Below are 11,562 nucleotides of genomic sequence, written 5' to 3'. Positions count from 1 at the left end.
CGCTATGCTCGCAGCTTGAACCTCGAAATGCTACTTCGCATGCCGCCTGAGACTTGATTGAGCTCGTCGATCGCGAGCGTCGATTGCTGAAGGGATTCGACTGTTTGCTGAGCTGCCTCGCTTAGCTGGGTTAGCGTGTCGCTGATCTGCCCCGCGCCGGTCGCCTGTGCTTGCATGCCTTCATTGGCGACTTCGAAACGTGGCACCAGCCCCTGAACCTGCTGAATGATATCGAAGAGTTGCCCGCCGACCTGCTGGATTTCCTGCATACCCCGGCGGACCTGCTCGGAAAACTTGTCCATGCCCATCACCCCGGCCGCGACTGCCGACTGGATGTCCTTGACCATCTGCTCAATATCGTAGGTGGAGACAGCCGTCTGGTCCGCGAGCCTTCGGATTTCCGTCGCTACAACTGCAAAACCCCGGCCATATTGGCCTGCCTTCTCAGCCTCGATGGAAGCGTTGAGCGACAACAGATTCGTCTGATCGGCGACTTTTGTGATGGTCGTCACCACCTGATTGATGCTGCCGGCTTTCTCACTCAAGATCGCGAGTTTGGAATTGATCGCGCCGGCCGCTTCCATGACTTGCTGCATGGTTTCTTCCATACGGGTCAGCCCGGCTTGACCTCCGCCGGCGACGGCAGCCGTTTGTTCGGCAACTGTGGAGACCTCGTTCATCGTGCGGACCAGCTCGTTTGATGTGGCGGAGATTTCCTTGGCTGTCGCGCGGATTTCTGTTGTGGTCGCTGCGATTTCAGTCGCAGTTGCCTGCTGTTGCTTGGAGGTGGCGGCGATCTCAGTTATCGACGTGCCGACCTGTATGCTGGACCTTTGAACCTGACCAATGAGGGTTGTGAGATCGTCCGCCATTGCGTTGAAGCCGTCGGCAAGCACACTGAATTCGTCTCGGCGCATCAGATCGAGGCGTTCGCTGAAGTCGCCTTGCCGCATCAATTGAACCGCGTTGACCAAACGGGTGAGCGGACCTGTAATGGCGCGAAACAGCTGGTAACCCAAAAGAAGGGCTAGCCCGAGGGCTACCAACAAGCCAACACTCAAACCGACTTCGGCCGTTCTAACGATCGAGCTGATCCGCTGGGTCGCACTGTTTGCCTCGCCTCTATGATCCTCAACCATGGCCTGCAGAGCGGACTGCAATTTTACAAAAATCGGCTCTACGGTGTTCTTGAGGGCCGGGCTTTCATTGGGAGTTTCACCTTTCGACAAGGCAGCCCGGCTTGTGTCCAGCACAGCAGTTTCAGCCAGACGGAATTGGTTGGCGAGTTCTTTGACGAGTGCATAATTCTGCTTGTCGATGTCGGAGACGATTGTTGCCTCATAGTCGTCCATCGATCGCTGCACTTGGTCGCGATTGGTCGTGATCGCGCTTTCAAGCGTGCTTCTGTCCGACGGGTTTTCCTGAAGGGCAAATTCCTGAAGCAGACTATGGGCCGCCATCTGGCCCGTCATGATCTCGGTGCTGTGATAAAGGTCCGGTAGGATGCCCTTCTCGACCTCAGTCGCCTCCTGGCCCGCCTGAAGAAACCAGGCGTACGCCATGACGGCTATCACGGACATGACCACCAGAACGGCAGCGAAACTGACGAGGATGCGGTGGCGTATTGTCAGACTCTTCATGGAACCGGTTCACCAATGGGGGCATCGTGGGCTGCGCGACAAGCGCTCGTTCCGACGTATTCGAAAAGGTGCGTCGAAAAGCGGCAGTCTGATGCTGAATGGTTTCTTTTCCGTTCCATCGCAAATGATGGAGAGGCGGCTCGCCAATCGGCGGCGCCAGAAGCGGTGGTCAAGGACGTCCTGCCGTCCACGCACATCAGCCCGACATCGGCTAGGGTGGCACGCCGCGTCAAGAGGAGCGTGTATGAGCTACTTGTGGCCATGAGTTGAATGACTGCTTAGGTCAGCTCGATGCCCGAAAGCCGACCTCCCGCTTGCGGCCCAGAGTCGCCAGTCTGCAATGCGCCTCATTTCGGCCAGAAGGTCGACATTTGCCGCGTCCAAAAGCGTACATCGTGATGATCGGCGTTCTGACGGTCTGTCTGCGCCAGCGACCGTCAGAACGCTGCTTGAGAAGAGGTACAGAATCACATCAAATATCCGTGCCTTCAGTCCGATCTCCCGGCTCTGCTGGATCAGCAAATGCCCTGCAGATCGCTCTGGGCGGCCTCGAATATTCCCGCGCTTTGCCTCCAGACAGGCCGCCGGAGGTAATGATCCTCGGCCCCGCGCTTTTGGCTAGTATTTGATAACGAAAAACCCGCTTCGGCGGCTTTTTTATTCAATATCTTTTTTTTAGTCCAGCGCGTTTCGTGTACTCAGCGAATTTCACTGTTTCGTTTCGGGTGGCGTCTTAGCTGGTCTAAATGAGCGGTAAATCGCGCCGAAAATAATCCCCACTGCTATCCCAACAAAAATGATTAGCAACGCTCCACCAGTGGTGTTTGGCGCAATGATCGTCATCGCAATGAGCCCAAGCACCAATCCCACCACTCCGGACACACCGAACCCGGCTATGAAATCTAGGAAGGGCGTCACTTTACACCGACGACTGAAAAGATCAGGGACCCGTAGTGATCCGCCCACTCGCGAGCTGTTGCGATCAAGCTTCTATCGAACGTTCCCGATCTCCAAAGCTCGGGCCTGTTTTCAATTTCCACTACCCACCGGTGCATGATGTCACTTGCCATCTTGTATTCGGTCACTGTTGAAAGGTCGGCTTTAAGAACCACAGCACCAGGCTTTCCGATTTGCGTCGGCGGTGCCCACGCAATCAGAAAAGGCCCGTCGCCGTCGACAGCAACGCCGCTTGCAACTGCATCGCGGACTGCCTTTTGCGAAACAGCCAGTCCATAATCCTGAAGGGCTTCGTCGCAGGTCCTGGTTATGTTCGCCTTGGTTGCGGCCTTTGCATGCTCGGCGCTGTCCATCGGCCATACCGTTACCATTTGGGCCGCTGTAGGGACGACGAGCGACGACGACGGCAGGACGGCATTCACAAACGCCTCGCACAGCATCTTTTGCCGTTCCTGGTCGTAGATGGTAACTTTCGATTTGAATGCCAGAATCCCATAAGCCGCGAAATTAGTGGGTGGATATTCGTTCGGTCCGGCAAAGATCCTAGAGGCGTGAATTTCGTGAGAGGTGTCTGGAGCGCCGGGCGAAAGTACTTTGTCGACCGCGTAGACCAAGCCGTTCGTCTGTTTCACGTCGCTGGCAACGAGACTGGCAATGTCGCCAAATTGGTCCGTTACAGAAATATTGCTTCCTGCCGCCCGAAAAGTGAGAGAGCATCCCCCGATTGTGTCGACCGAGTAGGCTCCGTTGTTCGCGGCTATCTCAGCGAGGATCGCGTCGGTACTCAGATCTCCGGAAATCACATGACACTTTAGGATTTTGGAGAGTTCGTTTTTAGCTTCGGGCGCAAGAAGAACCTGCACTGCACCTTGCTGCAATCTTGCAAATGCGGCGTCTGTCGGCGCGAGAACAGTAAACGGGCCTTTACCCTCCAACGTCTCAACCAGCCCGGCCGCTTTCACAGCTGCTATAAGGGTGGTGTAGTCCTTGGAAAGAGCGGCATTCTGGATGATATTGTTGTCGGAAGTCGTCTGGGCGCGTGCTACCGCCGTCTCAACCGTCTGGGCGTTTCCGACCGCCACCTGACTTATCAGGATGCACACTGCAAAAATCAGTCGACGCTTCATGCCAAACTCCGCCCAGAGAGAGCGAATTTATCATAACCATCAGTTTTGATAAGTGACCTTGGCTATTTGCCCAAGGCGCAGTTCTTTGGACGTTTGGCCTTACGATTGCGCCACCAATGAAACTGCGGGAGGCGGTGACATCACTACTGCAATGGCGCGCCAAGGATTTTCAACGCGAGTTTAGGGGCCGCGAACGGCCCCGTCTGAGGATCATCATACCGTAAGCTGCCTGTTCGCTCTCTGCCAGACAGGACGTTCGGCACGCCGACTCTTGATGTCGGCTTCGAGGCGCATTTCAGACATTCAGTCAGTCGAGGGCCGCATCGCACCTGCCTGAGAGTTTCGCTCGAGTTCGGCCGGACTCATCCTATCGCTGTCATCTTGAACTTTCCCCACGCTCGGCGGTTAAAAGGAGCCGAGAGGATCAACGATGTCGAAATCTGATGGCAGAGGGTCCGACGGCATGCGGTCTTCCTGTGCAGCGTAGTGAGGGATCAACTGCTGAGCCATTCACCTTGATACCGCGTGAAGAGTTTTGGAGAGAGCTCCTGATGACCCGCATCGCAACATTCAACGTCAACGGTGTGAACGGCCGCCTGCCTGTGCTCATCAAGTGGCTGGGTCAGACCGACTATGACGTCGTGTGCCTTCAGGAATTGAAGACCTCGGATGAGAAATTCCCCGCCGAAGCCATCAGGGACGCCGGCTACGGCGCAATCTGGCACGGGCAAAAGTCCTACAACGGCGTAGCCATACTCGCTCGTGGAAAAGAGCCGTTGGAGCGCCGTCGTGGGCTCCCGGGCGATCCTGACGACACGCACAGCCGATATATTGAGGCTGAGGTGGATGGGATCGTCGTCGGCTGCCTCTACCTGCCCAACGGCAATCCCGCTCCTGGCCCGAAATTCGAGTATAAGCTGCGCTGGTTCGACCGCCTGATCAGCTACGGCAAGCTGCTGCTCAGGGAAGGCGTCCCAAGCATTCTCTGCGGCGACTACAATGTCGTGCCCACCCCGATCGATGCCGTGGTGCCGCAACGTTGGTTAGGCGATGCAGTCTACTTTCCGGAGAGCCGGCAAGCCTATGCCGAAATGCTTGATGGCGGCTGGACCGATGGCGTCCGCCGCATCCACCCGGAGAAAGGCGTCTACACCTATTGGAACTTCTCCTACCAGGGTCGCTATGATCGAAGTTCCGGCCTGAGGATGGATCATCTTCTGGTCAGCCCATCCCTTTCGGACAGGTTGTGTGACGCCGGCGTTGACGCTGACGTGCGCGGTTGGGAAAAGCCGAGTGATCATGCGCCAGCCTGGATAGAACTCGGCCGGTCCGGCAAAGACACGACGTGATCTCATTCGGGATGTCTCCGGCGAGCACTCTTCATTTCCGGCGTTTGCGCTCACGCAGCTTTTCTGAGGGCCGCCCTGAACGGACGGTCGATCGTGAAGGCATCTGGACGGATGGCTGCCTCAACCTGGCTCCAGGTCACCGGATGGGCGATTGGAAAACCGCGGCGCGCCCGTGGCGAGAAGGCGCCCACCGCAGTGCTGCCCCGACCATTGCGGAGGTAATCAATGAAGATGCGGCCTGTTCGAGCCGACGGCGAGGCCGAAAGTAGATAGCGGTCCGGATGCGCTTCAGCGAGCCGATTGGCGAAGGACCTGGCCAAGAGGCGGCCGCTGTCGTGCGTGATCTTGCTCTCCAGCGGGACCATCAGGTGAATGCCTTTGCCGCCAGTAACCTTCGGCCAGCTCTCCAGCCCTTCCGCTTCCAGGATGTCGCGGAGCGCCAGTGCGGCCTCGATGACTTGCTCCCACTCCACGCCCTCGCCGGGGTCAAGGTCCAGAACAATACGGTCGGCATGTTCGATATCGTCGACGGTGGCGTTCCAGGGATGCAGCTCTACCGCATCCATCTCGACCAGTCCCAGCAAACCGGCAAGGTCGTCCACCCACACGCGCACACCTTCGCCACCCTCGCGCTTCTGCAGCCGCAATTGATGCACTGCCGCCGGGATCTGCGGCAGTGCGCCTTTGTGATAGAAGGTCGCGCCATGAGCATGGCGGACCAGCTTCAGCGGTCTGTGGCCGAGATGAACCAGGGCATGATCCGCAACCCTCTCCCAGTAACGCGCAAGCTCGTCCTTGGAGGGCGAGACAGCGTCTGGCAGCAGTTGCAGGATGTTTTCACTGGGAACGCCATGTTTCCGGGTTGGCCCGCGTCGCTTTGATGGCGCTTGAGGCTTGGCCGGGATTGGCACGAGGTCTTCGCGCAAACCCTTGAACACTGCCTCGCGCAGCACCCCGCGATCGGTGACGCCGCTGAACTGGACCTCGGCCAGCACGTGTGGTTTCACCCAAGTCGCTTTCGGCTTCACAATCGGCTCTGACAAAGGCGACTTGCTGATGATCAGCGGGTCAAGCCGCTCTCGCACAAGTTTCGCAGCGCTCAAGGTGTACCCGCTGCGAGCCTTCCCGGCATAGAGCAGTCGGTTGCCCTCGCGGCGCCCGATATAAAGCGATGCAATGCGGCGCGGGTGAGCACCGAGTTTCTCTACGAAAGCCACGATAGGGAAGGTGTCGCTCTTGATGCACTTTACCTTCAACCAACTGGTCTGAACCCCCGAGCCGTAGGTCGCATCGACGCGCTTGGATACGATCCCCTCCAACCCCATCCGGCAGGCATGTTGAAACACATCCTTGCCGCTTACCTCCAGATGTTCGGCATAGGTCAGTGTCGGCGCGGTGTTCTCCAGTAGCCTCTCCAGGGCTGCCTTGCGCTTCACCAATGGCAGTTGCCGAAGATCGCGCCCGTTAAGGTGCAGCAGGTCGAACGCATAAAAGATGAGTCTCGCGGAATCTGGATTGCCCAACTCTCTTTCCAGGGCTTGGTAATCCGGAAGGCCGGTGTCGCCGAGAACGACAGCCTCCCCATCGATGATCGCGGTCCTCACCGGCAAGCCCGCCGCTGCTTCAACTATCCGGCGGTATCGATGCGACCAGTCGTAGCCACGGCGCGTGAAGGCCCGTGCTTTGCCACGCTGCATGATCAGCTCAGTGCGGTAGCCATCGTACTTGATCTCGTGAATCCATTCGCTGCCCTCGGGCGCCGTTGCGACCAGAGTCGGCGACTGAAACTCGACGAAAGAGAGCCCGTTTGCTGCCTTACTCATGCACCCTCCGAACCGCGACTCAAGGCTCAGTGCACCAATAGGTTCCAGGTTTTAGCGAAATAGTATGTTCGACTGCTTGCACCGGCAATCCTGGGCCAGCCGGCTGCAAGGGAGATCAACGACAGGAGAAATCGCACTTTCTTCGTCGGTCAGCGGGCCTAGCGGGTCTTCGTTGCAGGAAAATTGGGCTATCACTCGCCTACTAAGGGCCAACTGAGGCTAGCTCGGCTTTTGGGCCGGGAGCGGATCGGCAGCTTGCGGAGCCACGCAGCCGAAGAGCGGTCATTCCATGAAGTTGTTTACAGCCCCAGGAGGAGTGTCACTCCTCCCGGAATAACAACCTGCCATTCGTCAACGCCATCCTTCCAACCTGGGGAGAACCGCCGGAAATCAGGCTATCAGATTGCACACCGTCGCGTTGGAGTCATTCATCGCGCCAGTATGGGTGGGAACAGCTGAATTGGCGCGAGCCAACCAGACGGCGTTTGGTCCTCGATATCGTTCTTTGGACCTGCGGATCATTCGCGGTCATGTCGGGTACGACAGTGTAACCCTGATCGACAAGCTGCAGTTTCAGCTCCGCCAGGTGGCGCCTGAATCCGTTTTCAATGTAGCTGCGCGGATACCGCCATCCGTTCCTGCATGCTCGCACGAGAATGTCGGAATACAGTTCAGCGCTGGCAGCTTTCACCGTTTCTTCCGAAGTCAGTTTGCTGTCGGTTTGGGTACCTTCGGACAAGCATGGCCCCGCCGACACCAAAAGCACCAGTAGTACGGTCAAGACAGGCAACTTTGTCATGGAGCCCTCCGTGTTCTAAATCGACCAGGCCTGCCAAGCAACCTAACCTGCCCACCTGCAGAGACTAGGATGCTGACCCGTCGCATGGAATCGTGCAAATGCAGTGTTTTCGATATCGCATCTGTAGTATTTTCATCCTGATGTAAGGCCATCGGGTTCTGGCCACAGGTCGGCAGCAAGGAAAATGGAACGATGCTTCGCCCCGTAGGCAATCCTCTCGCCGGCTTATCGGATCGGGAGTTGATGGTCGCGGCAAAGTTTGCGGAGGGAATGACTTATCGCGAAATTGGCGAAACACTCTTCATAGCGCCTACCACCGTTCGGACCCATCTTTCGGCCATTTATCGGAAGCTCGATGTTCGCAGTAAAGTGGCGCTTGCTGGGTTACTTGCCGATCACCGCCAGCAGGACCGCAGCCATGCACCACCCGGAAGTCTTTCGACCGACGAGCCGGGTCCGCCGGTCCTCGCAGTTCTCCCGTTCGACAATCTAAGCGGAGAAGAACGCTGGACTCGTATCGCTGATGGTTTGTCGGCGGACCTCATAGTTGATCTCTCTCGCTACCGGGACCTTGCGGTGATCGCCCGCCAAACAATGCTTTCCTACAAGGGACGGCGTGTTGACGTGCGAGCTCTCGGACGAGAGTTGAATGCCGACTATGTGATCGAGGGAAGTTTTCAAGTGGACGGGCAGCGGGTGCGCATCCGCGTCCAACTCGTCGACGCCCACACAGGGGTCGATGTCTGGACGATGCGTTACGATCGTTCCGCGAACAACCTGTTTGCGATGCTGGACAGCGTGACCGAAAACGTCATCAATGTCCTTGCAACTTGCCACGGTCAGCTCGCCAATCTGCGACGCGATGCTGCTCGTCGGAAGGCTCCAGCAAGTTTGCAGGCCTATGACTGCTATCTGCTTGGGCTTGAGCAGAAGCACCTTTTCACCCGTGAGTCGAACAAGGAGGCGATACGGCTACTGGCGCGTGCGATCGAACTCGACCCGGGTCTAGCAAGAGCTTGGACCGCGCTGGCACTTGCGCATGCTGTGGAAGCCATCAACGGGTTTACCGACAACCTTTCCGGCTCGATCGAGAGCTGGAGCAAATGTGTCAAGCAAGCGCTGGCGCTCGATCCGGCCGACATTTACGCCCGCATAATGCTTGCCGATCTTCGGGCATTGCAGGGCGATGTCGAAGCTGCTGTCGAAGAACATGACCGAGTGTCGGTGGCTGCTCCAAATGACGCGGACTCACTTGCCTTTCTTGCGGGTAGCCTTGCTCTTGTTGGTAGCGACCCGAAGCGTGGCTACGAACTGGCCAAGCGAGCGGTCCGGCTAAATCCTTATGTTCCTTGGTATTATGGAATGCTTGCCCGATGCAGCTACGTTCTAGGCTTTTACCGTGAATCCCTGGTCGCGCTACGTCAATCTGCGCCAGATTCGCCCGCCACACTTCTGTTTGTGGCAATGGCTCATGCGATGCTCAATGAAACGCCTCAGGTCGCCAGGATCAATTCGCGACTGAAGGACGAGTTCCCGAATTTCACGGCTGAGGTGTTCATCAGAACCTATCCGGTTACCAATCCTGTCGCCACTGCTGCAATCAGAGAAGGCGCCCGTCGTGCGGGTTTGGCATAGCTTCTTCACTCCTGGTCACCTCAGAGGCGCATTGCTCCTCGGCAGCATTGGGGCCGGAAGCTGAATGGCAGCTTCAGCTCTGCAACTCCAAACAGCCGACGCTCAACGATGATCTACATCAGCTTGTAAGAGCCAAGCAACTCACCACTTGACGCGCAAGCCGAGCGAGCCGGTCAGTACATGACTGTCACCGAAGTCTTTGAGGCCCGTCCGGGCGATGGCTTCGCCGAAAGCCGAGAACCTGTCGTCGGCCCAGTTGATCGTGCCGCCAAAACCGAGGCCGCCCCAGAGTTGCTTCCTTCCCGGTGCACATCAAGCCGGCTCGTTGGCCGCTATCGCAAATTGTTGGATTCGTACGAAGCAGAGTTCTGTACGATTCCAACCCTTTAAATTTGTACACCCTGTTTTGTAATTCCGCGGCTGAGGGGACGCCGTGCATCAGTTTGCATTTCACTGTCAATCGCGCGCCAGAGGGCGTAAGTTCGCCAAATCGTCTGCACGTGTTTACGGGCGCGGACGGCAAGGAGATTGGAAAGCTCTTGCCCCAAGTGGGATTGAGCTATGACCAATCCACAGAACGATTCCTATAAAAACGAATTGCTGCGTCGGCTTAACCCTGGTGACCTGGCGCTTTTGCAGCCACATCTTGAGCCGTGTGCCCTCAAGCTGAAGATGACCTTAGAGAAAGCCGATTCAGAGATCGAGACGGTTTACTTCCTGGAGGACGGCATCGCTTCTGTGGTCGCGACGGCTTCAGGCAAGGAGGCCGAGGTTGGACTTGTCGGTTTTGAGGGAATGACCGGTGCCGCGCTCGTGATGGGCGCTGACTATGCCCCGCATGAATGTTACGTTCAGTCGCCCGGTAGCGCTTTCCGGATCGGAACCGAGCCCTTCAAGGATGCTCTTGCGAACAGCCCAACATTGCGCCTGTTCCTGTTACGCTATGTCCACTACTTCCACATTCAGACCAGCTATACGGCCCTGATCAACGCCAAATCAAACCTTGAAGAGCGTTTGGCGCGTTGGCTTCTGATGTGTGACGATCGGATCCACGGCGAACGCCTTGCGATCACCCATGAGTTTCTCGCCGTCATGCTTGGAGCAAGACGGCCAGGAGTTACCGTTGGGCTTCAAATGCTGGAAGGACGCGGGCTCATCTATTCTCGGCGGGGCGAAGTGCGTATTAGGGACCGCAGCGGCCTTGCGGCCTGCTCAAATGGCACCTACGGCAAGCCAGAGGCCGAATACGTACTGCTCGTTAAGACCATCGCATGCCGGACGTAAACCACTAAATAGCCATGACGAAGCTATCCGACCAGCACAGCGGCTAGCCTGCCGACGAGTCGCCGTAACACGCCTTATCCTCGAAGCCTCACGTAAGCTCTTGGAGAAAATTGCCAAGCACAATGACTCTACCCAACCGTAGGGAATGGCCGACGGACGCACACACAGGCCTTGGCTTCCGGGACCACACCTTAACTGCGCCTGGAAGAATGGCCATGTGTGTGTTAGGCGGCGGACCTGATGTCTGCTTGGCCAGCGCCGCACAGCCCAACAACTCCACATGCTGCCGGTACGCTCCCATGCCCTGCCGCGCGGCTACCTGTTACTCACCATCGAAAGTCGGCTCCCATTCGCGATTGCGCTTCCGTTGCTGACCCTCGTAATCGGGAATACATGTGAAGAACACCGGTCGATGGTCGCGACCCGCAGCCTTGCAATCCGAGCAGCCAAAAAGCCCGACCAGGTCCCAGTGCATCGATCCGTGATCTGGCCCGAGGCGATCTATCAGCGCATGGATGTCGAGCTTGATGGACTTGCAGCACATAGCATGCCCGCAATTTACATAGAGGCATTCGCGCGCGGCCAACGTATCGGCGAGGGTCTTCGTCATCCTTTGAAGCGCTCGGTATGCCAGGTGATCTTGCCGTCGATCTTCATCGGTTTGTGGATCAGCAGACGCTTCGGCAAGTGCTCTGGATGCACCTCCAGCAGCGTGATCTTGATCTGAGGTTGGCACCGGCTGCAATTGAACTTCAGCGTCTGCGGATCGACGCCGCCGCCGTAGACCATCATCAGGTCGGCCGATCGGCAGTAGCGGACATTGCCGCAGCTGCATTCCGCTTTCACAAGCATGTTGTGCCGGGTCGCTTTGCCCAGCGTGTCGATCGGTTCGTGTGCCATGAGAACAGAAAAGGAACATTTTCCTTGCCCGTCAAGTCTGACTGTGGA

The 11,562-nt window shown here is 57.4% G+C and carries 8 protein-coding genes; 3 read left to right on the top strand and 5 right to left on the bottom strand.

Annotation, left to right across the window (positions count from 1 at the left end):
• Nucleotides 1–2 precede the first annotated feature (2 nt).
• Both NKH95_RS30100 and NKH95_RS30095 read right to left on the bottom strand, forming a co-directional pair.
• Complete coding sequence (locus NKH95_RS30100) at nt 3–1,640, bottom strand: methyl-accepting chemotaxis protein (RefSeq protein ID WP_023809629.1); 1,638 nt, start codon at nt 1,638–1,640, stop codon at nt 3–5.
• A 914-nt stretch (nt 1,641–2,554) separates the two neighbouring features.
• Nucleotides 2,555–3,724, bottom strand: coding sequence for a fasciclin domain-containing protein (locus NKH95_RS30095; protein ID WP_352443095.1), 1,170 nt, complete (start codon nt 3,722–3,724; stop codon nt 2,555–2,557).
• Nucleotides 3,725–4,275: 551 nt separating this feature from the next.
• Here NKH95_RS30095 and xth point away from each other — a divergent pair.
• Nucleotides 4,276–5,073 carry an exodeoxyribonuclease III gene (gene xth, locus NKH95_RS30090; RefSeq protein WP_023809627.1) on the top strand — a complete coding sequence of 266 codons (798 nt, stop codon included), beginning with the start codon at nt 4,276–4,278 and terminating at the stop codon, nt 5,071–5,073.
• Nucleotides 5,074–5,123: 50 nt separating this feature from the next.
• Here the strand turns inward: xth and ligD are convergent, their stop codons facing one another.
• Nucleotides 5,124–6,896: a DNA ligase D gene (ligD, locus tag NKH95_RS30085; RefSeq protein WP_023809626.1), complete on the bottom strand. Its 1,773-nt coding sequence runs from the start codon at nt 6,894–6,896 to the stop codon at nt 5,124–5,126.
• A gap of 424 nt (nt 6,897–7,320) precedes the next feature.
• Entirely contained in the window at nt 7,321–7,695 is a 375-nt protein-coding gene (locus tag NKH95_RS30080) for a hypothetical protein (protein ID WP_031212655.1), read from the bottom strand.
• Between the two features lie 192 nt (nt 7,696–7,887).
• On the opposite strand from NKH95_RS30080, the gene NKH95_RS30075 reads away from it, so the two are divergent.
• A complete protein-coding gene (locus NKH95_RS30075; RefSeq protein WP_031212654.1) occupies nt 7,888–9,330 on the top strand; it encodes a LuxR C-terminal-related transcriptional regulator in 1,443 nt (480 codons plus the stop codon).
• A gap of 561 nt (nt 9,331–9,891) precedes the next feature.
• On the top strand, nt 9,892–10,614 hold the full coding sequence (locus NKH95_RS30070) for a Crp/Fnr family transcriptional regulator (RefSeq protein ID WP_023809623.1): 723 nt from the start codon (nt 9,892–9,894) through the stop codon (nt 10,612–10,614).
• Nucleotides 10,615–11,220: 606 nt separating this feature from the next.
• Here the strand turns inward: NKH95_RS30070 and NKH95_RS30065 are convergent.
• On the bottom strand, nt 11,221–11,406 hold the full coding sequence (locus tag NKH95_RS30065) for a hypothetical protein (RefSeq protein WP_245273113.1): 186 nt from the start codon (nt 11,404–11,406) through the stop codon (nt 11,221–11,223).
• Between the last annotated feature and the right edge of the window lie 156 nt (nt 11,407–11,562).

This window comes from Mesorhizobium sp. M0848 (assembly GCF_040319805.1).
In the GTDB taxonomy this organism is placed as follows: Bacteria; Pseudomonadota; Alphaproteobacteria; order Rhizobiales; family Rhizobiaceae; genus Mesorhizobium.
This window is presented reverse-complemented; position numbering and strand designations above follow the sequence as displayed.

What these genes read in the sequence shown, in the direction of transcription:
- NKH95_RS30095 (WP_352443095.1), bottom strand. Translation starts at nt 3,724, where the DNA reads ATGAAGCGTCGACTGATTTTTGCAGTGTGCATCCTGATAAGTCAGGTG.
- ligD (WP_023809626.1), bottom strand. Translation starts at nt 6,896, where the DNA reads ATGAGTAAGGCAGCAAACGGGCTCTCTTTCGTCGAGTTTCAGTCGCCG.
- NKH95_RS30080 (WP_031212655.1), bottom strand. Translation starts at nt 7,695, where the DNA reads ATGACAAAGTTGCCTGTCTTGACCGTACTACTGGTGCTTTTGGTGTCG.
- NKH95_RS30070 (WP_023809623.1), top strand. Translation starts at nt 9,892, where the DNA reads ATGACCAATCCACAGAACGATTCCTATAAAAACGAATTGCTGCGTCGG.
- NKH95_RS30065 (WP_245273113.1), bottom strand. Translation starts at nt 11,406, where the DNA reads ATGATGGTCTACGGCGGCGGCGTCGATCCGCAGACGCTGAAGTTCAAT.
- NKH95_RS30075 (WP_031212654.1), top strand. Translation starts at nt 7,888, where the DNA reads ATGCTTCGCCCCGTAGGCAATCCTCTCGCCGGCTTATCGGATCGGGAG.
- xth (WP_023809627.1), top strand. Translation starts at nt 4,276, where the DNA reads ATGACCCGCATCGCAACATTCAACGTCAACGGTGTGAACGGCCGCCTG.
- NKH95_RS30100 (WP_023809629.1), bottom strand. Translation starts at nt 1,640, where the DNA reads ATGAAGAGTCTGACAATACGCCACCGCATCCTCGTCAGTTTCGCTGCC.